This is a genomic window from Acinetobacter sp. 148, assembly GCF_031196675.1.
Classification (GTDB): Bacteria; Pseudomonadota; Gammaproteobacteria; order Pseudomonadales; family Moraxellaceae; genus Acinetobacter; species Acinetobacter baumannii.
In genome coordinates, this window is sequence record NZ_JAVIMT010000080.1 from 1 (window position 1) to 22,678 (window position 22,678).

At 38.7% G+C, this 22,678-nt stretch carries 23 protein-coding genes; 18 read left to right on the top strand and 5 right to left on the bottom strand.

Features of this window, described 5'->3' with window-relative positions:
* The 4 genes from RFX69_RS13715 to RFX69_RS13730 form a co-directional block, all read left to right on the top strand.
* On the top strand, positions 1-692 hold a 692-nt coding region (locus tag RFX69_RS13715), incomplete at its 5' end, for an SDR family oxidoreductase (RefSeq protein WP_309169476.1).
* 43 nt (positions 693-735) lie between these two features.
* A complete protein-coding gene (locus RFX69_RS13720; protein WP_289332777.1) occupies positions 736-1,974 on the top strand; it encodes a styrene monooxygenase/indole monooxygenase family protein in 1,239 nt (412 codons plus the stop codon).
* A 28-nt stretch (positions 1,975-2,002) separates the two neighbouring features.
* Entirely contained in the window at positions 2,003-2,533 is a 531-nt protein-coding gene (locus RFX69_RS13725; RefSeq protein ID WP_000379652.1) for a flavin reductase family protein, read from the top strand.
* A gap of 53 nt (positions 2,534-2,586) precedes the next feature.
* Entirely contained in the window at positions 2,587-3,534 is a 948-nt protein-coding gene (locus RFX69_RS13730) for a transporter (RefSeq protein ID WP_032060039.1), read from the top strand.
* A 57-nt stretch (positions 3,535-3,591) separates the two neighbouring features.
* On the opposite strand, the gene RFX69_RS13735 is transcribed toward RFX69_RS13730, so the two are convergent.
* From RFX69_RS13735 to antA, 4 genes are all read right to left on the bottom strand, one after another.
* Positions 3,592-4,650, bottom strand: coding sequence for an AraC family transcriptional regulator (locus RFX69_RS13735; protein WP_289332776.1), 1,059 nt, complete (start codon positions 4,648-4,650; stop codon positions 3,592-3,594).
* Positions 4,651-5,099: 449 nt separating this feature from the next.
* Positions 5,100-6,134 carry an anthranilate 1,2-dioxygenase electron transfer component AntC gene (gene antC, locus RFX69_RS13740; protein ID WP_289332775.1) on the bottom strand — a complete coding sequence of 345 codons (1,035 nt, stop codon included), beginning with the start codon at positions 6,132-6,134 and terminating at the stop codon, positions 5,100-5,102.
* A gap of 5 nt (positions 6,135-6,139) precedes the next feature.
* Positions 6,140-6,631 carry an anthranilate 1,2-dioxygenase small subunit gene (gene antB, locus RFX69_RS13745; protein WP_000076815.1) on the bottom strand — a complete coding sequence of 164 codons (492 nt, stop codon included), beginning with the start codon at positions 6,629-6,631 and terminating at the stop codon, positions 6,140-6,142.
* 2 nt (positions 6,632-6,633) lie between these two features.
* Entirely contained in the window at positions 6,634-8,049 is a 1,416-nt protein-coding gene (gene antA, locus RFX69_RS13750) for an anthranilate 1,2-dioxygenase large subunit (RefSeq protein ID WP_000204400.1), read from the bottom strand.
* 222 nt (positions 8,050-8,271) lie between these two features.
* Here antA and RFX69_RS13755 point away from each other — a divergent pair, with 222 nt between their 5' ends.
* From RFX69_RS13755 to RFX69_RS13785, 7 genes are all read left to right on the top strand, one after another.
* Complete coding sequence (locus tag RFX69_RS13755) at positions 8,272-8,622, top strand: winged helix-turn-helix domain-containing protein (protein ID WP_000664112.1); 351 nt, start codon at positions 8,272-8,274, stop codon at positions 8,620-8,622.
* Positions 8,623-8,812: 190 nt separating this feature from the next.
* Positions 8,813-9,598, top strand: a complete 786-nt coding sequence (gene modA, locus RFX69_RS13760; RefSeq protein ID WP_272351014.1) for a molybdate ABC transporter substrate-binding protein — start codon at positions 8,813-8,815, stop codon at positions 9,596-9,598.
* Entirely contained in the window at positions 9,595-10,287 is a 693-nt protein-coding gene (gene modB, locus RFX69_RS13765) for a molybdate ABC transporter permease subunit (RefSeq protein WP_000971578.1), read from the top strand. The genes modA and modB overlap by 4 nt, the downstream gene beginning before the upstream one ends.
* A 4-nt stretch (positions 10,288-10,291) precedes the next feature.
* A complete protein-coding gene (locus RFX69_RS13770; protein WP_033853648.1) occupies positions 10,292-10,912 on the top strand; it encodes an ATP-binding cassette domain-containing protein in 621 nt (206 codons plus the stop codon).
* A 359-nt stretch (positions 10,913-11,271) separates the two neighbouring features.
* Positions 11,272-12,042, top strand: a complete 771-nt coding sequence (locus tag RFX69_RS13775; protein WP_111849001.1) for an SDR family oxidoreductase — start codon at positions 11,272-11,274, stop codon at positions 12,040-12,042.
* A gap of 72 nt (positions 12,043-12,114) precedes the next feature.
* Positions 12,115-12,756, top strand: a complete 642-nt coding sequence (locus RFX69_RS13780) for an isochorismatase family protein (protein ID WP_000026856.1) — start codon at positions 12,115-12,117, stop codon at positions 12,754-12,756.
* A 511-nt stretch (positions 12,757-13,267) separates the two neighbouring features.
* The gene (locus RFX69_RS13785; protein WP_000207886.1) at positions 13,268-13,669 is read left to right on the top strand and encodes a transcriptional repressor; all 402 of its coding nucleotides are present in this window, start codon (positions 13,268-13,270) and stop codon (positions 13,667-13,669) included.
* A 67-nt stretch (positions 13,670-13,736) separates the two neighbouring features.
* Here RFX69_RS13785 and RFX69_RS13790 read toward each other — a convergent pair whose 3' ends face one another.
* A complete protein-coding gene (locus RFX69_RS13790) occupies positions 13,737-15,518 on the bottom strand; it encodes a bifunctional UDP-sugar hydrolase/5'-nucleotidase (RefSeq protein ID WP_272285956.1) in 1,782 nt (593 codons plus the stop codon).
* A gap of 306 nt (positions 15,519-15,824) precedes the next feature.
* Between RFX69_RS13790 and ppk1 the strand changes: the two genes are divergently transcribed.
* The 7 genes from ppk1 (at position 15,825) to RFX69_RS13825 (ending at position 22,453) form a co-directional block, all read left to right on the top strand.
* Positions 15,825-17,900, top strand: coding sequence for a polyphosphate kinase 1 (ppk1, locus tag RFX69_RS13795; protein ID WP_032043232.1), 2,076 nt, complete (start codon positions 15,825-15,827; stop codon positions 17,898-17,900).
* 223 nt (positions 17,901-18,123) lie between these two features.
* A complete protein-coding gene (gene pqqA / locus RFX69_RS13800) occupies positions 18,124-18,198 on the top strand; it encodes a pyrroloquinoline quinone precursor peptide PqqA (protein WP_001982218.1) in 75 nt (24 codons plus the stop codon).
* Positions 18,199-18,273: 75 nt separating this feature from the next.
* Positions 18,274-19,185, top strand: a complete 912-nt coding sequence (gene pqqB, locus RFX69_RS13805) for a pyrroloquinoline quinone biosynthesis protein PqqB (RefSeq protein WP_289332774.1) — start codon at positions 18,274-18,276, stop codon at positions 19,183-19,185.
* A gap of 8 nt (positions 19,186-19,193) precedes the next feature.
* Entirely contained in the window at positions 19,194-19,952 is a 759-nt protein-coding gene (gene pqqC, locus RFX69_RS13810; RefSeq protein WP_000195110.1) for a pyrroloquinoline-quinone synthase PqqC, read from the top strand.
* On the top strand, positions 19,949-20,233 hold the full coding sequence (pqqD, locus tag RFX69_RS13815; RefSeq protein WP_001031360.1) for a pyrroloquinoline quinone biosynthesis peptide chaperone PqqD: 285 nt from the start codon (positions 19,949-19,951) through the stop codon (positions 20,231-20,233). The genes pqqC and pqqD overlap by 4 nt, the downstream gene beginning before the upstream one ends.
* Positions 20,230-21,384, top strand: coding sequence for a pyrroloquinoline quinone biosynthesis protein PqqE (gene pqqE / locus RFX69_RS13820; RefSeq protein WP_289332773.1), 1,155 nt, complete (start codon positions 20,230-20,232; stop codon positions 21,382-21,384). The genes pqqD and pqqE overlap by 4 nt, the downstream gene beginning before the upstream one ends.
* 16 nt (positions 21,385-21,400) lie before the next feature.
* Positions 21,401-22,453: a dipeptidase gene (locus tag RFX69_RS13825; protein WP_309169477.1), complete on the top strand. Its 1,053-nt coding sequence runs from the start codon at positions 21,401-21,403 to the stop codon at positions 22,451-22,453.
* Positions 22,454-22,678 lie beyond the last annotated feature (225 nt).

The following is a 22,678-nucleotide window of genomic DNA, read 5'->3' on the forward strand; positions in this document are numbered from 1 at the left end:
CTCATGTCGCTATCTTAGATATTGATGCCAAAGGTAAGACGATTGCCGAAAGCTTTAACCATGACGTGATGTTTATTCAAACCGATTTAACCAGCGATGCGGCTATTCAACAAGCTGTGGCGGATATTCACCAACATTTAGGTGAAGTGAGTTACTTGGTGAATTTGGCATGTACTTACTTAGATGACGGTTTTAAATCTTCACGTCAGGATTGGTTACAAGCACTCGATATTAATCTGGTCTCTACAGTTGAGCTGAGCCGTGCTTTATACAATGACCTAAAAAAGCAACAAGGTTCAATTGTTAACTTTACTTCCATTTCAGCCAAAGTGGCACAAACAGGACGCTGGTTATATCCGGTTTCTAAGGCCTCGATACGTCAACTCACACAAAGCATGGCAATGGATCTTGCTGCCGATGGTATTCGCGTCAATTCGGTTTCTCCGGGTTGGACATGGTCTCGTGTCATTGCAGAAGTCAGCGGTAATAACCGTGAAAAAGCCGATAGCGTGGCAGCCGATTACCACTTGCTAGGCCGATTGGGTCATCCCGAAGAAGTCGCCAATGTTGTTTTGTTTTTATTGTCACCTGCTGCGAGCTTTGTCACCGGAGCAGATTATGCGGTCGATGGCGGATATTCAGTAATGGGCCCTGAAGGATCACAGCCCGCTATTCCGCGTTTAGCCGAATAGCACAGCGTTTTAAAAGCACATTTAGAAAATTATGGAGAATATTATGCGCCGTATTGCAATTGTTGGAGCAGGACAGTCTGGTTTACAGCTTGGTTTAGGCTTATTAGATACAGGTTACGACGTAACCATGATCACCAACCGAACTGCCGATGAAATCCGTCAAGGTAAAGTCATGTCAAGCCAGTGTATGTTTCATACCGCTTTACAAACTGAACGTGACTTGGGACTAAATTTCTGGGAAGAACAATGTCCAGCAGTAGAAGGCATTGGGCTAGCTTTAGTTAATCCTGAAAATGGTAGTAAAGCATTTGAATGGAGCGCTCGTCTTGAGCGCTACGCTCAATCGGTCGATCAACGCGTCAAAATGCCATATTGGATGGAAGAATTTGAACGCCGTGGCGGTCGATTGGTGATTCAAGATGTAGGAATAGAAGAGTTAGAACAACTCGCAAACGACTACGAGCTTGTATTGCTCGCCGCTGGTAAAGGTGAAGTTGTTAAACAGTTTGAACGTGATGATGTACGAAGTGTTTTTGATAAACCGCAGCGCGCTTTGGCTTTGACCTACGTCAAAAACATGAAGCCAATTTCACCTTATTCACGTGTGACTTTTAACATTATTCCTGAAGTCGGGGAATACTTTTCATTTCCAGCACTGACCGTGAATGGTCCTTGCGACATTATGGTGTTTGAAGGTATTCCAAATGGACCAATGGACTGCTGGCAAGATGTCAAAACACCTGAACAACACCTGCAATGCAGTCTGGATTTACTCAAGAAATTTGTGCCTTGGGAATATGAACGTTGCGCAAATGTTGAATTAACTGATGCTGGCGGTTATTTGGCAGGGCGCTTCCCGCCGACCGTACGCAAACCCGTTTTAACCTTACCGTCTGGCAAGAAAATTTTTGGTATGGCAGATGCCTTAGTGGTCAATGATCCAATTACCGGTCAAGGCTCAAACAATGCGGCTAAGTGTAGCAAGATCTATTTTGATGCCATTTTAGCCAATGATAATCAAAGCTTTAGCGAACAATGGATGGTTCAAACTTTTGAACGCTATTGGGCTTATGCAGAAAAAGTCGTGGCTTGGACCAATAGCTTGTTATTACCACCAGAGCCTCATGTCGTTGAACTCCTAGCAGCTGCAAGCCAAAACCAGAGCATTGCTTCAATTATGGCCAATAACTTTGATGACCCGCGCGCCTTTGCTCCGTGGTGGTTTGATGCAAATCAGGCTCAAGCATTCTTAGCTTCAAAAAACACAGCAAAAGTGGCCTAAGGTCAAAATATCAAAGGGAGATTTAAAAATGGACACAATTGAAACTTTAGCTTTACAAGCGATTAATGCCGAAAACCCAAGAGAAATTCGTAATTTGCTTGGTCAGTTTGCAACTGGCGTTACCGTGATTACCACTCGTGGTAAAGATGGCCGGAAAATAGGCATGACAGCCAATTCATTTTCATCTCTGTCTTTAGATCCGCCATTAATTTTGTGGAGCCTTTCAAAAACGGCGCCAAGTTTGCCCGATTTTGTAGAAGCTGAATATTTTGCTATTCACATGTTGGCACAAGAGCATCATCAGCTTTCGGGACATTTTGCTCGAGGTGCGGAAGATAAATTTGCAGGCATTGCCCATCAGCAATGCAATGCAGGCGTTCCAATTTTGACGGATGCACTCGCAACCTTGGTTTGCCGTAATGTAAATCAGTATGAAGGTGGAGATCACCTGATTTTTATTGGTCAAATTGAACAGTATCAACAACGCCAAGGTGAACCCTTGGTATTCCACGCAGGAAAGTATCGAATTGCCGCAGAGCATCCAGAATTAGCACATTAATTCACCATAATCACGATCAATCCGGTCGTGATTTTTTTATAGGAAATAAGAAGATGAAAAGCACTTTAATTAAACATGGCTTTTTAGCAGGGACATTGTTGGGTTTGCCATGGGTTACACATGCCTATGATTTACCGACCGTAAACTTAGGTATGACCAGCTTTCTTGATGGTGGATTACCCGCAGGGCCCGGCTGGTATGCTCAAACTTACTTTCAAAATTACGATAGCAATAAATTGGTTGATGCCAATGGACACAAGTTAGGACTACCTAAAACTGATTTAAATTATCAAGTACTGGTTGAACAGATTAGTTATTTATCAAATGTCCGAGTAAAAGATAAAGCCAGTCTAGGCATGAATTTTTTAATTCCTTTTGTCAGTAAAATGGACATGGATGATGGCTTAAATAATGCTGCTATTAAGGCCCAAAGTGGCTTTGGGGACATTATGATCGGACCTTTTATTCAGTTCGATCCAGTCATGGGTGCGCAAGGGCCGAAGTTTGTACATCGTTTTGAGTTTCAGGTGAATTTACCTACTGGCGAATACGACCAGCAAAAAGATATTAACCCAAGTAATAACGCTGTTTCATTTGACCCGTATTGGGCTGCCACATATTGGTTTAATCCCAAATGGACTGCGTCAACACGTATCCATTATCTCTATAACTTTAAAAATGATGACCCAAGTTATGCGTTTGCAGGTGCAAATGATATGCAAGCTGGCCAAGCAATTCATGCAAACTTCGCAACAGACTATGCTATTACCGAACAGTTCCGCTTGGGACTAAATGGCTATTGGCTAAAACAAATCACTGACACCGAAGTCGATGGTGAAAAAGTTAAAGGTAGACGTGAGCAAGTCTGGGCAATTGGTCCGGGTGCGATGTATAGTTTTTCTAAAAATGATCACTTGGTTGCAAATGCCTATTTTGAGCAAGATGCTGAAAACCGCCCAGAAGGTACGCGACTACAAGTTCGTTATGTTCATCATTTCTAAGTCATAAAAAAGCCTTTTATATCAAAAAATATAAAAGGCTTTTATCTATTTTTTAGTTTAAGAAAAAATTGAAGTAATTAAGCCTGAGCCTTCATTTTGACCAGATCGGCGAGTAGACGAAGGTAACTCACCATAACGGCGTTTGTACTCTTGTGAAAAACGGCCTAAATGGGTAAATCCCCATTTAAATGCAACGTCAGTGACAGATAGATTTTCATTGTGCATGAGCTCTAAATGGGCTTGTTCAAAACGTAATTCTTTTAAATAAGACATTGGGGTTGTCCCCAAATAATTTTTAAAACCAGTAAATAGGGTTCTTACGCTCACGCCTGCATGCTCAGCTAAAATCTCGACATTAAGCGGCTCATGTAAATGTTCTTTTATGTAGGCTTCTGTGCGCTTCACGAAATAAGGAGATACTGTTTTTTCTTTATGCTGATCTATTTTATGTAATGCGTTATTGGGTTGCCCATAAATGAGGGCATTAAACAAATTTGACTCAAATTGTTTAAAGGCTAATGGATGATGGAGCGGGTGCTGATCACATGCTAAAGCATCCATCAATGTTCTAACGAGCTGTAAAAAATAGGCTCCACCTTGGGTAGAAAAATCTAATTTAGGGTCAAAAACGAGTAAGTTATTCTCTGAATCCGCAATGTGTTGACGGCAATGGTAAGTAAAATCATCCTTTGACACTTTTAGAATAAGCTGGGGTGAGTTCGCATGCCAGCGCATACGTAAAGATTGTTGAGGAGAAATAAGAGAAGCAACTTGAGAATAAGAAATAAACTTTTGTGAACCAAACTCGATTTCTGCATAGCCCTGAGTTGGAATTTGAATTAAGTAAAAGTTATCCAGATGATCTGGTTCAATAATGACATCTGCGCCATATTCCAAGCGACTAATAGACAATGCGCCTGTTTTAACATGGTGCATAGTTGCACTGAAATCTCGCTTCTGATGAGAGATTTTAAGATCATGCGGTTTAAAAATTTGGCCTACATTTCGGCAGGTTTCGCTTAAATCGTGGTGATCGAACACCAAATTATGATCAGTAAAGATCGGCTCATTTTGAAAATGACGTCCATTGAGTTCGTGGGAGTTGGCTTGGTTCATATTTATCCCTTTTGGCTCACTCCTGTATTTACCTATGTTGCAAAAGCTTTAAACTTTCACTGTGCAATAAGTAAATACGGCACTTAAAAATTAAGTTAAGCGTAAAATACAATGAGATATAAGCAAGATATAGACCAATCTAACCGCTAGTTATTGGGATTTTCTCAAATTTTTACGTCGGATTTTGACTATCAATTTAATACATTCGAGAAATAGAATAAGGGGATATAAAAGGTGCTATAACTTAATCTCATCATGATCTTATTCCTTAAGATCTATCAAAATTTATAGCAAATCCGTGCGAACTGGTCAATTTATTTTGTCGGAATTTTTTATTTTATATTATTGATATATAAAATCTTTTAATTTAAATGCAAAAATTCAATATACCCCTTATAAGAGTATATTGAATCATTTCAGGTTTAGTAGTTTTTAAGCTATTTATACTTTTAACGTGAGGTATTGCTCTGTAAAAATTTCTCGCTGTAGATACGGTAGTTTTGCAAAGCTTGTTCATCTAACCAATTTTTAACGGCTTCAATCATTGGCGGTGGGCCACATAAATACATATCAAAAGCTTGCTCGGCCAGTTGATCTTTATTTAAGTGCTCATGGATATAACCGGCTTTACCTTGCCAAGTTTCCGTTGCCTTAGTCACAATCGGGTGATAGCTAAAGTTGGGTAGCTGTTCTGCATAAGCCTGTAAACGCTGTTGTTCACACAAGTCGGTTTCACTATTTACGCCGTAATACAACTGAACTGTAGGCGAGTTAGGTTGATCAACCAAGTTATCAAGCATTCCCAAGAAAGCTGATAAACCAGTTCCACCCGCCACAAAAACCAGTGGTCGTTCTACTTCACGTAAATAGAAACTACCAAGCGGTGCTTCAATAAGTAAGCTTTGTCCAACCTGACAACGGTCACGCAGGTAATTACTCATCACACCGTCTGGCAAGAGACGAATGAGAAATTGCAATTGATTAGTTGCGTTTGGTCTGTTTGCAAAAGAATAAGAGCGCCAATCTTCAGTATCTGGAATCTGCAAACGAGCGTATTGACCTGGCAAAAACTGAAGTTGTTCAGCATGACTGCTCGCATCAAGATGTAAAATTGCTGTTGTTTCTGAAACCAGCTCAACCGCAGTCACTTTGGTTTCAATTTTTAAGGTATCACCAGCATTGCAAATAGCAGAATCATGATCGAAATAAAAAGCTGCATCTGATTTTACACGGGTCTGGCAAGCTAACATTTTTCGCTCGGCCAAATCACGTTCACTTAATGCATCTTCATCAACATATTCTTGTTCATAAATGCCGGTTTCACATTGTCCCTGACAGGTACCACAAACACCTTCGCGGCAGTCTAACGGCAGGTTAATTCCTTGACGAACTGCTGCATCAAGCAACAATTCGTCGTTATTTACCGAAATGAAAAAGGTTTTGCCATCGGCAAAATTAAGTGCAACTGAATGTCCCATTTTCATTCCCCTTAAACGTGATAGAAGTCTAAAACGGAATCAATTTTGTCATTCAGCAAAATGCTGTGCTGACGACGAATACGGAAACTATCTGCTGTTTGGCGTAAAAGATAAGTAGCGTGTCCGTAAAAACAGCCTTCTAAACCTTGACGGTTATAAAGCGTTTGCCATACAACTTTTGCTTCGATAAGACCATCTTCCAGTGTTTTAACTCGAATATTGTTTATGCTGTGCAAAGTACGTGGTAACGGAGTTGCAGATGCTGCTTTACCTGTACGAATACGGAATACACGGTCTTCAAGGCCTGTACGGTCTGCATAATAAATATAAGACAAGCCCTGATTTGGATCTTGAACATAGTTATGGTCATCAATCCACTGTGGGATATGATATTCACTATCTTCATCGTAAAGCTCTAGATAGGCATCCCAGTCATAAGCATCGCAAAGTTCTGCTTTTTTGTACAAAAACTGAGATACAGCAAAATGTAGTTCTTGTGACATGGTTACACCTCATCCATTACGGCATTGTTTTCAAAAGTAATATCCTGCATTTTCAAGGCTTTCTTGTTTAAGCCATCAAGCATTAGACGTTGCCAGTGTCCATGCTGGTTTACATAGAGTCCTTCATGGGTAAATTCACGGCCAGTAATGACGGGTTGAATGCCTAAGTCTTGTGAGTTTTTAGTTGCACCGTATTCCCAAGACTGACAGCCACGAGAAATATCGCTCCAACGTTCAAGACGCGCTTGAAAACCTTTTTGCTGTTCACGGAATTCGACTAAATCGTCTGGTGTACCAAGGCCCGACACATTAAAGAAATCTTCAAACTGGCGAATACGGTTACGGCGTGCTTCTGCAGATTCACCTTTAACGCCAATACATTGGCTGATGACTTCAGTTTTATTCCATGCAACAGGGCGAACAATACGAAGTTGTGAGCTAATCTGGTCCATAAAAAATAGGCTAGGGTACAAGTTCAAGTTTCTTAAACGGTGCATTGCCCATTCTGCATATTTTTCTCCATATTTTTCGACCATATACGGCATAACTGTACTGTAGCCAGGACGAACTGTCGGATTTGGCATGTCACTAAATAAAACACTATGACCATTCTTAAAACTAAACCAGCCATCGTCAGTTTCTGAGTCACCTGCACCCAACTTGCTATAGTCAAGTGTGTCGAGTTCGGCACCTTTTGATGCATTGACTTGCTGACGGTGTTGAACTGTAGAGACATAGTTATAGTGAACAGTGCTGACATGATAACCATCTAGACCATTTTCATTTTGTAGCTTCCAGTTACCTGCAAAGGTATAAGATGACTTACCTTGTAATACTTCGAGTTCACCTGTTGGCGACTGGTTAACCATTAAATCAAGGAACAGTTTTGCATCGCCCAAAAAGTCTTCTAGTGAATCTGTTGCTTGAGTATCAAGGCTTACAAATACAAATCCACGATAGCTGGCAATACGGCCTTGTTTTAAGCCCCGGCTTGATTTATCAAAATCTTCACAATATTCGCTAGGCGCTTTGACTTTAACCAAACGGCCATCTGATTTATAACACCAAGCATGAAACGGGCAGGTAAATGTAGATTGATTGCCTTTAGCAACACGTGTTAAGGTCGCACCGCGGTGTTCACAAGCATTCACCATGGCATGTAGTTCGCCTTTACCATCACGGCTTACAATAATCGGTTGGCGGCCAATTTGAACGGTTAGGAAATCATGATTGTTTGGAATTTCACTTTCGTGACATGCGTAAATCCAAACCTTTTCAAAAATAAATTCCATTTCCAAGTCAAATAGTTCTGGCTCGGTAAACATGTCGCGTGCAATACGGAACACGCCATCGTTAGGACGGAAGTCGATACATCCATCTATAAAATCATTCCATTGTTTTAAATTAGATGAGGTCATTTACTCAATCCTCCAATCAATCAGCTTTTAACTGATTGAACCGCGATTAAGCATTGCTCTCTATCCGTTTTTTCCAGATCTTTATCCACTTTGTGCAGTTTTGATTTTTTAATTGAACTCTTTTGAAGAAAGAGTAGAGATTTAAATTTGTATGTGTTTTAAGCTATTAAAGTTTTCTATAATGTTAAGCAGCATAAAAATGAAACTTTGTGAACTAAGTCTATGAAAGAACAAAACTTAAAATTACAAATTAGAATTCTTTTAGAGCAAAATATTGCATTTGGTCCGGGTAAGGCGGATTTACTTGAAGCAATTGCGAGAACTGGTTCAATCTCACAAGCTGCAAAATCTATGAATATGAGCTATCGCCGTGCATGGCAGTTAGTCGACACCATGAATCAATGCTTTGAAACAGCTTTAGTGGAAACACAAACGGGGGGAACACATGGTGGTGGGGCAGCTATCACAGCTTTGGGCCAGAAAGTCTTACAGCATTACCGGCAAATGGAAAACAATGCCCGACAAGCTTTAGAGCATGATTACCAAATCATGAGTAGTTATTTAAAAGGTTAAGATAAAAGATTGCATAACGATGAAATCTTTTGATTTGGTATAGCTTTTGCTTAATATCAAGTGCACGCCGAAAAAGCACTGCTGCATTCCAGTCATCTATAGTTAACGAATTATGCTTTTCATAATCTTCGTGTAGCGCTATATTCTTGGGTATATATCGCTGCAAAAAAACACAAAAAAGGTAAACATAATGGTAAGTGATACGAAGATAAAAAATTTGGCTTTCGCCTGTTCAGTCCTCAGCATAGGATTGGTCTTTAATGTTCCAGCCAAGGCTGAATCAGTTACTGTTTATGCAGCAGCAAGCTTAACGAATGCAATTAACGATTTAGAAAAAATTTACGAAAAACAGAATAAAGTAGAAATTAAAACTTCATATGCAGGTTCATCGACCTTAGCTAAACAAATTGAAGCTGGAGCACCAGCTGATATTTTTATTTCAGCAGATACTCAGTGGATGGATTATCTGCAAAATAAAAAATTAGTTGCAACAAATGACCGTATAAATTTATTAGGCAACCGTTTGGTTCTAATTACCCCTAAAGGGCAATCATTAAACATAAAACTAGATAAAACGACCGATCCCAATAGAGTGTTTACAGGAAAGATTTGTACAGGGGATACCAAAAGCGTGCCTGTAGGCAAATATGCTAAACAAGCTTTTACCAATTTAGGTTGGTGGAGCCGTATTGAGCCAAAATTAGTTGAAACAGAAGATGTTCGAGCTGCTTTAAACTTTGTTGCGCGTGGTGAATGTCAGGTTGGGATTGTCTATGTAACCGATGCTGCGATTAGTAAAGACGTGAAGGTAGCAGGCGTATTTCCAGAAAATACACATTCGCCAATTATTTATCCTTTAGGGTTGATTAAAAAGAACTCAAACTCAGCAAAGTTCTATCAATTTTTACAAAGCAACCAAGCTAAAGCTGTCTTTAAAAAATATGGCTTCAGTGTGTTGGCTCCAGTCAAGCCATGATGTTTTCTTTAACCCCAGAAGAGCTCAGTGTACTGCAACTTTCTTGTAAGGTGGCAGCAAGTTGTCTTGTGGTCAGTATTATTCCTGCAATTTGTGTGGGATGGTTTTTGGCACGTAAAGACTTTTGGGGTAAGTCATTCATTGAAACATTGGTGTTTTTACCTTTAGTGCTACCGCCAGTGGTTCCTGGTTATTTACTTTTGCAAGTTTTTGGGAGCCGCGGCATTATTGGGCAATATTTGGCGCCACTCGGAATTGATTTTGCATTTAACTGGAAAGGCGCCGTTCTTGCTTCGGCAGTGATGGGTTTCCCGTTATTGGTGCAATCTATTCGTCTAGCGATTGAACTGGTCGATCAGCGTTTAGAAATGGCAGCAAAGACATTAGGAGCTTCATCTTTAGGGGCATTTTTTCATGTCACTTTGCCTCTTGCCAGCAGTGGCATTTTAATTGGTGCTATTTTATGTTTTTGCCGCAGTTTAGGGGAGTTTGGGGCCACCATTACTTTTGTGGGTAATATTTCAAATGAAACACGGACTTTGCCTCTAGCCATGTATAGCTTAATGCAACAACCCGATACAGAAGCTGCTATTCAAAGGCTTATTGTTTTATCGTTAAGTGTAGCTTTTCTGGCATTATGGTTTGCGCAGTGGTTTCATCGTTATCAAAAGAAGCGTTTAGGGCGGTAAAATTATGTTGATTGATTGCCGTTTTGAGCTACACATGGGCCAATTTCATATTGAGCCTAGTTTCCAGTCAGATGCTTCTGTTATTGGCTTATTTGGTGCCTCTGGGTCAGGTAAAACGTCCATTTTACATGCCATTGCAGGGCTGAACACTCCGCGTAGTGGGCTTATTAAAATACAGGATCAAACGTGGTTTGATTCAAATCAAAAAATTAATGTCAGCACGCAAAAACGGCATGTTGGATTGGTTTTTCAAGATGCTCAGCTTTTTCCGCATAAAACAGTCAAGCAAAATTTATTATTTGGTCTTAAGCGTCTATCCCAACAAGAACGTCACTTTGAAGCAGATTACATTATTGAATTATTAAAGTTAGAGCATTTATTACAACGTATGCCTAACAAACTTTCTGGTGGAGAAAAGCAGCGCGTGGCACTAGGTCGAGCATTGTTATATTCACCTAAACTGTTACTGCTTGATGAACCTTTATCAGCATTAGATGCGAATCATAAAGCTGAAATTATTCCTTTTTTTCAGAAAGTAAAAGAGGAAATTAAAATTCCGATGATTTATGTGAGTCATGATATTCAAGAGATTAAACAACTGACCGAAACAATGTGGATTTTATAATTTTTCATTTTTTATACGCATTTCCAAACTTACGAGAGTCGGAGTTATAGAGAACTCATTCTGAGCCTGCGGGAGATTGAACCCTAAAAAGTTACTAGGTTTGATAAACCATAAATCTGATTTTAGTCGAATAAATCAAAACCTGTCTTATTGAAAATGATTATTAATAACAAAATATTCTTAATCTTTAAATTTTATAAAATACATATAAAACAATATTTTAGTTTGTAATTTTAAGCTGTAACTCATTTGTATAAGATCATAATTTGAACTTTTATATCCATTTACTCTTGATAAGAATGATAATTATTTGCAATTATATTTATAGATTTCTTTATAATATAAATTGGAGTATTCACATGCGCTCTACCATCGTGGTCACAGGTGCTGCAAGAGGGATAGGAGCGGCTATCGCCAAGCAACTACTAGATCAGGGGTATCATGTTATTGGTATTGACTGTCAAAAAAATCCTGAACAATGGGATATCAGTAAAACAATGACGTCAGATCAATCTTCACAATGGCAAGGCATCTCACAAGACATTACCCATCAACAAGAAACACAAACTTTAATTTCAGAGCTGTTAGAAAAATACGAAATTACGGGGTTAGTAAATGCAGCAGGAGTATTAATTATGCGCTCCATGCTTGAAGCAAAAACGGAAGATTGGGAAACACTTTTTGCGGTCAATGTCATGGCGCCTATCGCGATCAGCCAACAAGTTGCTAAACATTTTTGCGAAAAAAGGCGGGGTAGCATTGTCACTATTAGTTCAAATAGTGCGCGTATGCCACGTATGCAACTTGGTATGTATGCCACCACTAAGGCTGCACTGAGTCATTTTTGTCGCAATCTGGCACTTGAAATCGCACCTTATCAAGTCAGGCTGAATATCGTTTCACCTGGATCTACTCTCACTCAAATGCAGCAACAACTCTGGATAGATAATGCACCTCCACCTGCAGTAATTGATGGTGATTTGAGCCAGTATCGAACAGGAATTCCATTAAGAAAACTCGCGCAACCAGATGATATTGCCAATACCGTGAGCTTTTTACTTTCGGACCGAGCGGCCCAAATTACAATGCAAGAAATAGTGGTAGATGGAGGAGCTACACTTGGGGTTTAAAGCTTACTTCAGCACAACAATACACTGAAATTAAAGAACAAATATTTTTAAAGATAGAATAGGAAAATACCAATGAGTATTCCAAAGATTGCAAGTTACAGCATGCCCCAAGCGCACGAATTTACTCCAAACAAAACAAATTGGCTACTACATACCAGTCGAGCTGTTTTATTGGTTCATGATATGCAGCAATATTTTTTAGATTTCTATGATCTAACCCAAGAACCTATTCCAGAACTAATTCAAAACACCAAGGCCTTAATTGATGCTGCTCGCCAGTCTAATATTCCCGTTGTCTATACAGCACAACCTGGCAACCAATCACCTGAATATCGGCAATTATTAACCGACTTTTGGGGGCCTGGTTTAAAGGATGAGCCAAACATCACACAGATTTTTCCGAAAATTTCACCTCAAAAAAATGATACGGTGCTTACTAAGTGGAGATATAGTGTTTTTAAATTTTCTCCGCTCGAACAACTCATGCGAGACTCTGGTCGCGATCAACTCATTATCTGTGGTGTATATGCACATATTGGTTGTCTAATGAGTGCTGCGGAAGCATTTATGCTAAACATACAGCCATTTTTATGTGGTGATGCGCTGGCTGACTTTAGCAGAGAAGAGCACGATATGGCATTAAAATATGCCAGTACACGATGTGCTCAAGTCATGACAACACAACAAGTAATCCAAGCATGGATACAAGAATAAGATGCACTACCTCTAGAATAAAAATCATTTAACTTTCTGTATTTAAGATATAAAGAGCAGGTCATTGATCTGCTTTTTATATAGGTCGAAATGAATACTTATAATAGAGGATGGATGCAATTCATCATTATTTAATCAATAAAATATAATGGTTATCATTATGTATTTGATAATTACTTAATATTGAATATTAAAACTTATGTGTATATGATACACCGTTAAACACAAATGATAATAATTATCATATGTTAACCATTATACAAAATAATGTTGAAGAGGGTCGCCATATGGTTCAGTTCAAGAATGCATCTAGTCGCAAAGTGCGTACATGTAGAAAGCAAAGAGAGGGATAATATAGGAGTTATTTTAAAACTTAATAATTAGCTCAGAGCTTATTTATAGGGTAGTAAGTTCTAATTTATAGATCAAATCATTTCCATAATTTTCAGGTAAATATAGTCAAAATAATTTTAAAAAATTCCTATATTTCTAGACATTAAGGTTCAGTAAGATGACGACAATATCAAAATCATTATTAAATGGATTACCGATAAAAAAATCTAGGGTACAAGTTTTTGAGATTTTAAATCAGAACCCACAAGGCTTAAGCGCGGTAAGTATCTATGCGCAAATTAAAAATGAACATAAAATTACGTTAGGTACCATTTATCGAATTTTATCTGAGTTTGAAAACCGTAAAATCATCAAAAGGGTGTTTTTAGGAAAAAGTAAAAGTATTTATAAGCTTAGAAAAGACAAGATGAGCTGTAACCTCATTTCGCTCAAAACCTCTGAAGCCTTGAACTTTGAAAATGAGAAAGTTAAAGAATTACTTCATGAGGTTACGGATATTATTTTTGCAAACACCGGAGTCGACATTAGTAGTGTTGAACTCAATCTTTATACCGAATAAAAATCTTTTAAACTGTTATAAAAATAAAGGACAGCATCATACTGTCCTTTATGCATTCTTAAATGAGTTATTTAATGACTTTAATACGAGTCGTAGCCGGAATAGTTAACGGTGAGTTCTTAGCAACATAGCTTTCAAGCGCATCAATATCTTGACCACCACCGACACGGTTTTGGCCTTCTTTTAATACCGTAAAGTTGTCACCACCATCTGCCAAGAAGCTATTTACTGTCACACGATATACTTTAGTGTCAACTAATGGTGAACCAGCAACCATGATGTTACTTGCTCGTGGTGAAACAGATGTATTTACCGCATATTGGTAACTCAACTCTTTAGACGGCTGTAAAATTCTAGGCGAATTTGTATTTGCACCAGACCATTGTTGTTCAAGCACATCTCTAATCTGTTTACCGGTTAAGCTCAAAGTCACAATCGAGTTACCGAAAGGTTGAACTGCAAAAATATCACCAAACGTAATCTGGTTACTGCTGTTAATCAGTAGGTCAGCACGTACACCGCCCGGGTTCATTAACGTAAAATCCGAACCTTGATTACTTGCTTGAAGAGCGGCAGCTTGCTGCGCATCGGCAATCATATCACCTAGTGGGCTTTCACCACTTTCGACTTGCGTACGGCTTACAACGGCAGTAGAAGTTCCAACAACACGTCCAGAAATTGTGGTTACTGCTTGACGGTATTTATCTAAAATCGCTTCGATACTTGGCGTTTTACTAAATTTTTGATAGAGGTCTGTCAGACTTACAGTGGTTGTACCCGAAGTATAGGCCTCACTTTGAACCGGAATTTGTTTAGCATCTTTTTTAATGATATCGCCAGTTTTACCATCCAACTCCACCTTAATATCGGTAATAAGCGTGCCGTATTGGCCAGCTGAGGTTAGTAAAAATGGTTTAGCTGGATTCTTGGTTGCATAATCACAAATATAAGACTGATGTGTATGCCCCGAAACAACAATATCAACTGCCGGATTTAACCGATCTAAAATACCTAAAATTGGCCCACTTAAGCCATCACATGTTTTTTGATTGAGTTTCGTACTTGGCGCCGCACCTTCATGGACAACGACGACAATGGCTTCAATACCTTGTTTTTGAAGTTCAGGAATTAACGCATTTACCGTATCCGCTTCATCACGGAATTCAACATCCTTAATACCCGCCGCTGAAACAATACTTGGAGTCGCTTTCAGAGTTAAACCAATGAATGCTACAGGAATCCCGCCATAAGTTTTGACTTTATAGGCAGGAAAAATCGTTTTACTTGTATCATTTTTCATTGCCACGTTAGCTGCAAGGAAATTGAATTTTGCGCCGCTAAAGTTTTTATTAATTTGGCATGGGGCAGTGCTGGTATATTGTTGACAACCGCCATTTTGTAAACGACGCAATTCATCTGTACCACGGTCAAACTCATGATTTCCAACTGCATTAAAGTCAATTTGAATATCATTCATGACTTCAATAGTAGGTTCATCTAGAAATAATGAAGAAGTAAGTGGGGAGGCACTAATTAAGTCACCTGCTGACACAACAGCATTATTGGGATTTTGAGCTTTAAGTTTCTTAATTGCATCTGCAAAATAACTCACACCACCGACAGGAATACGTACAGTTTGAGATGCATCATTTGGATTCGCTGCTTCAACGTAACGTTTAGGTGGTTCTAAATTTCCATGAAAGTCATTGAAAGCTAAAATATTTACAGTTTGGTTACTTCGCGGTGCTGGTGTGCTTGAATCATTGTCATCGTTATCATTACAGCCTACCAATAAGGCCATTGCCAGACATAAAGATGTTGTCTTAAATAGTATGTTTAAAGTCGTCATTTTTTTATCAATTGATGAATTAAGATGCATAAAAAATACGCATAGAGTATGAATATTTGATGAAAATTGAAACTGAATCGAAATAGAATGATCTTTAAAAAATTAATGTTAAGATGATGGTAGATATGGATGACTAGAAGGAAGTAAATAAGGCAAAAATAAATATTAATTTTAAGGTTTTCATAAAAAATTCATGAATTTGCAATAAAGCAGTTACAAAATGTCCGGTGAATAAAATCGGTTATACATTATTAAATTAATCTTTTTTATTCATTTTAACTTTTTTACCCAGTATAAGAGTCAAGAATGACATCATTGCCCACTTTAGCTAGCTCAAACCAGCACAATTTAGAAACGTATATTAATAGAGAACTCTCTTTATTAGAGTTTCATAAACGGGTGCTTGCTCAAGCCAAAGATATTGAACACCCATTACTGGAACGTTTGAATTTTTTAATTATTTTTTCGCGTAATCTGGATGAGTTTTTTGAAATTCGTGTGGCAAGTTTGATCCAGAAAATTAGCTTGATGAGTCAGGCAACCGGACCAGAAGGTTTACCGTTAGTAGAAGTATTAAAGCAAATTTCAAAAAATGCTCATGAGGCGGTTGAAGAGCAATATAAAATCTTAAACTATACTTTGTTACCGCAACTCCAAGGCTATGGCGTTCATTTTATTCAGCACGGCGATATATTAGAAAAGCATAAAGAATGGATTAAAGAGTATTTTTTTAAAGAAGTACAACCTGTAGTTACGCCAATCAGTCTAGACCCAGCACATCCATTTCCAAGGCTGGTCAATAAAAGTCTAAACTTCATTGTAACTTTAGAAGGTAAAGACGCTTTTGGACGTCAAATTGATTTAGCTATTGTGCCGGCACCGCGTTCGTTACCAAGGCTTGTTAAAATTCCAGAACATATTTCTGGCGGTGCAGAGCATTACATTCTGCTCTCGGCCATTATCCATCAGCACATTTCAGATTTATTTCCGGGTATGAAAGCGACCGGCTGTCATCAATTTCGTGTAACTCGAAATGCCGATTTAACCGTTTCTGAAGATGTAGAAGACTTGGCTGCTGCTTTAAAAGGTGAGTTATCTTCACGCCGTTTTGGCCAAGCAGTTCGTTTGGAAGTAGCAAAAAAATGTCCTGAAGAAATTGCTAACTATTTATTAGAGCAATTCGATTTAGATGCAGAACATCTTTACTACGTCGATGGCCCTGTTAATTTAGCCCGTTTTATCTCAAATTTTGATTTACCAGAGTTACGCTATAAACCATATCAACAAGTTTTGCCTCAGCTTTTATACACTAAAAAACCGATTTTTGATGTGTTAAAAGCAGGGGATATTCTACTGCATCACCCATTTGATTCTTTTGCACCTGTTATCAAGTTCCTTCGGGAAGCTGCACAAGATCCAAATGTTTTAGCAATTAAACAAACCTTATACCGTAGTGGTGCCAACTCGGAAATCGTACAGCTACTCGCAGAAGCTGCGCGTAATGGTAAAGAAGTGACCGCGGTTATTGAGTTGCGGGCACGTTTTGATGAAGAATCAAATATTGAAGTCGCTAACGTTTTGCAAGAAGCTGGCGCCGTCGTGGTGTATGGCATTGTTGGCTATAAAACTCACGCTAAAATGATTTTAGTGGTTCGCCGTGAACAAGACAAAATCAAAAGATATGTGCATTTAGGTACAGGCAACTATCATGCAGTGAATGCCAAAATCTATACCGATTTTGGTTTGCTGACCAATGATGCGGAAATTTGTGAAGACGTCCATAAAATTTTCCAAGAACTGACCGGTATGGGCAAAATGGCAAAGCTTAAAAAGCTTTTTCATGCGCCATTTACCTTACATTCTCAGCTGTTAGAACTTATTGAACAAGAAATTAAAAATAGCCTTGCTGGTAAAAAAGCACACATCATCATTAAAGTGAATGCGCTTACTGAACCACAGCTCATCAGCGCGCTTTATAAAGCATCACAAGCTGGTGTAAAAATTGATTTAATTATTCGTTCAATTTGCTGCTTAAGACCACAAGTTGCAGGACTTTCAGAGAATATTCGAGTACGTTCAATCGTTGGTCGTTATTTGGAGCATACGCGGGTTTACTATTTTTATAATGATGGCGATACAAAAGTTTATTGTGCAAGTGCAGACTGGATGGAACGTAATTTGTTCTCTCGTATTGAAACCTGCTTCCCAATTGAAAATAAAAAATTAAAGAAACAAGTCATTGAAGATGGCCTAAACAACTATTTGAAAGACAATCGTCAAGCATGGGAATTACGAGCTGATGGAACTTGGGTGCAATGTCATCCTAAGCCGGAAGAAGAACTTTATATTGCACAGCAACACTTGATGAACTTAGCTGGGTAAGGCATAAGTCATAACAGAACATTGACCTGTTATGACTTTTCAAATGCTTTTGAAAGATCAGGATTTATTAAAATTTGGACAAAAAACACAATTATCGAACAATATCTTGTTCCGAGCTTATCTACAAACGTGGCATTTTTAATTAGAATAAATTTTTAATTGCCTTATGTGATTTAATCAAGTGATTCATTTCACGAGATTAATACTGACTGGAGTAAAATTTATGCAATGGACAAAACCAGCTTTCACTGATTTACGTATTGGTTTTGAAGTAACAATGTACTTTGAAGCACGTTAATCATTTCTATTCAAATCTGTCATAAGCCCTAGTCTTGTTCTAGGGCTTATGTCTTTCTAATAAGATATTAATTTTATGCATATTTATATTTTAGGTTCAGCAGCTGGAGGCGGTTTCCCTCAGTGGAACTGTAATTGTCCTAATTGTCATGGTGTTCGTACAGGTACGATTAATGCCAAAGTGCGTACTCAATCTTCAATTGCAATTTCAGAAAACGGCGTAGACTGGATTTTATTAAACGCATCACCAGATATCCGTCAACAATTATTTGATTTTAAAGCGGCTCAACCAGCGAGAAAGTTACGTGATACTGGTATTACCAATGTTATTTTAATGGATAGCCAACTTGACCATACCACTGGACTTTTAACTTTACGTGAAGGCTGTCCAATGAATGTGTGGTGTACTGAAATGGTCTATCAAGATCTCACCACGGGTTTTCCGGTATTTAATATGCTGAAACACTGGAATGGTGGTCTTCAATATCATCAAATTGATCCTAAACAAGCTTTTAAAATTGATGGTTTCGAAAATTTAGAATTTTTACCCTTAATTATTCAAAGCGCGGCACCCCCATATTCCCCACATCGCCATGACCCGCATGAGGGCGACAATATTGCCTTAATCATCAAAGATCACAAAACACAAAAACAGTTGTTTTATGCGCCAGGGCTTGGAAAGATTGACGATCAAATCATGCAGATTATGCAAAGTTCAGATTGTGTCATGATTGATGGCACACTATGGACAGATGATGAAATGCAGCAAACCGGTGTAGGGAACAAAACTGGCCGTGAAATGGGGCATTTATACATTAGTGGTGAAGGTGGTTCGTTATCTTACTTAAACCAACTCAATACACCAAAGAAAGTGCTAATTCATATTAACAATACCAATCCGATTTTAAATGAAGACTCTGCTCAATTTGCTGAACTAAAAGCAAATGGTGTAGAAGTTGCCTTTGATGGCATGCAAATTGAACTCTAAGGTGAAACATGACTCAAACACCTGAAGCTTTAACGACCGAACAATTTAAACAGGCTATTATTGATAAAGGTCAGTATTATCATATCTATCATCCATTTCATGTGATGATGTATGAAGGTAAAGCCACTCAACAACAAATTCAGGCTTGGGTTGCAAACCGCTACTACTATCAAATCAATATTCCGCTCAAAGATGCCGCGATCATGGCAAATTGTCCTGATCAACGTGTGCGACAGGAATGGATTCAGCGCATGATTGACCAAGATGGCGAATATCCTGATGGCGGTGGACGAGAAGCATGGTTACGGTTAGCCGAAGCTGTAGGCTTGAGTCGTGAGCAAGTGATTTCCGAAGAATTGGTTTTGCCGGGTGTACGATTCGCTGTAGATGCCTATGTAAATTTTGCACGCCGTGCGTCATGGCGTGAGGCAGCAAGCAGTTCTTTAACTGAGCTATTTGCGCCTCAAATTCATCAGTCTCGTCTTGAGTCATGGCCACAGCATTACCCTTGGATTGATGACAAGGGCTATGAATATTTCCGCTCTCGTTTAAGTCAAGCACGCCGTGATGTTGAACATGGTTTAACTATCACGCTTGATTCATTTACTACTCATGAACAACAACAAAGAATGCTGGAAATATTACAGTTTAAACTGGATATTTTATGGAGCATTTTGGATGCTTTAACACTGGCATATGTACACAATGAAGCACCGTATCATAGCGTGACTCAAGAACGAGTATGGCACAAAGGACTATTTAAATGAATAAAGAACAATTTGATGTAAATCTTGTGCCTACCTGGCGCCAAGGTTATCGCTTTCAATTTGAGCCTGCTCAAAATGGTTTTGTCATTTTATATCCTGAAGGCATGATCAAATTAAATGAAAGTGCAGGGGCCATTGGACAATATATTGATGGGAAAAATAATGTTTCTGCAATTATTGCCCAGCTCAAGCAACAATTTGGTGATATAGCCGAAATTGACAACGATGTTATTGATTACATGTTAGTTGCCCAGCAACAACACTGGATTGATTTAGTATGACAGAAGGTGTTGGCCTACCTTTATGGTTATTAGCGGAGTTAACTTATCGTTGCCCGCTACAATGTCCATATTGCTCAAACCCTTTAGACTACGCACAGCATAAAAATGAACTGACCACACAAGAGTGGTTTGATGTTTTTGATCAAGCGCGTCAAATGGGGGCAGTACAACTCGGTTTTTCCGGTGGTGAACCTTTGGTGCGTCAAGATCTGGAACAGCTTGTGGCGCATGCACACCAACTAGGCTTCTACACCAACCTGATTACCTCAGGCATGGGACTTACCGAACAGCGTATTTCGCATTTAAAGCAAGCTGGCCTAGACCATATCCAAATCAGCTTTCAAGCGAGTGATCCGGTCGTTAATGATGCTTTAGCAGGGTCGAAACATGCTTTTGAACAAAAGTATGAAATGTGCCGACTTGTTAAGAAATATGATTATCCGATGGTCCTCAATTTTGTAATTCATCGGCATAACATTGACCAGATCGATAAAATTATTGAACTTTGTCTAGAACTTAATGCAGATACAGTCGAACTAGCAATTTGTCAGTTTTATGGTTGGGCGTTTTTAAACCGTCAGGGTTTATTACCGACACAAGAACAACTCATACGTGCCGAACGTATTACCAATGAATATCGGGAAAAGTTAAAAGCGCAAAATCATCCTTGCAAACTTATTTTTGTAGTACCTGATTATTACGAAGAAAAACCAAAAGCCTGTATGAATGGCTGGGGTAAAATTTTCTTTACGGTAGCGCCAGATGGTATGGCGCTGCCTTGTCATGCAGCAAGACAATTACCGATTTCCTTCCCAAATGTTCGCGAACAAAGCCTATCAAGAATCTGGTATGAGTCTACCGGTTTTAACCACTTCCGTGGTAATGCATGGATGCCAGAAGGATGCCGCAGTTGCCCAGATAAAGATCGCGATTTTGGTGGCTGTCGTTGTCAAGCTTATATGTTAACAGGCGACGCAAGTAACGCGGATCCTGTTTGTGGTAAATCGCCGTATCATCAATTCATTGAGCAGGCACGTGCCGAGAGCGAAATTGATTCCTCTCTGGAAAAATTGGTATTCCGTAATAGCCGAAATTCAAAGCAATTTACGGTTCAACAAAATATTCCGGTTCAAAATATTGTAGATGATTAGCTATGAGAAAACCGATATGAACCATGGCACATTTCCTGTTTTTGATGGCCATAATGATGTACTAACCCTATTGTGGTTAAGTGATCATAACAATCCTGCTCAAGCTTTTATTCAAGAAAGTTTAACCGGACATCTCGATTTAAAACGTTGCCAACAAGCCGGTTTTGTTGGCGGTATGTTTGCTATTTTCTTGCCGCCTTTTCATTATGTTAAGCAGCATCATCCCAACAAACTCTTTGACCAAGACGCATCTGACTTCACGCAACAGCAAATTGAACACATTTGTTTGGCACAGCTCGATTTAGCAAAACAACTTGCCGAGTACTTTAATGACATTCAAATTTGCACAACTGTTCAGGATATCCAGCACTGCCTAACACAGCAAAAGTTAGCCATTGTATTGCATATGGAAGGTGCTGAAGCATTACAACATAATCCAGATTTACTCGATGTATTTTATGATGCTGGGCTTCGTAGCATCGGTCCACTTTGGAATAGACCAAGTCGTTTTGGTCATGGTTTAAATGCCAAGTTTCCGCATTCACCTGATACCGGAGCAGGGCTTACAAACGAAGGTAAAGCTTTTATAAAGCGCTGTGCTGATAAAAAAATGGTGATTGATGTTTCCCATATGAATGAACGAGCTTTTTGGGATACAGCTAACATTCTTCAGCAGCCAATTGTCGCAACTCACTCAAATGTGCATGCTTTATGTCCACAAGCCAGAAACTTAACAGATAACCAACTTAAAGCAATTAAGGACTCTAAAGGTATAGTCGGGTTAAATTTTGATGTCGCATTTTTGCGTAAAGACGGGCAACGTGATGCAAACACATCCATTGAGGTACTTTTAGAACATCTTGAATATTTAATAGATCAAATGGGAGAAAATCATATCGGTTTTGGTTCTGACTTTGATGGAGCACTGATTAGTCATGAAATTGAAGATGTAAGGGGACTACACCTACTGATTGAAGCAATGCAAAAGCGACATTATTCGAATGAGATTATAGAAAAAATTTGTTTTTCGAATTGGTTAACCGTGCTCAATCGCATCCTAGGTAAATAATTTACAGACAAACATATTAAAAATAGCGAATTACTTAACCTTTTTTATTGGCCGAAATGACTAAAAAAAATACAAATGGTTTAATTGTCAACCATTTGGTAAATTAATTAGAATCAATAGTACTAAATGTAAAGACATTTGGTATTTCAGGTCTTTAGTGGTTTTCACTTGCGCTCATTTCTTTTTGAGAAGTAGAAATGGGCGTTTTTTATTGCCTTAAACAAT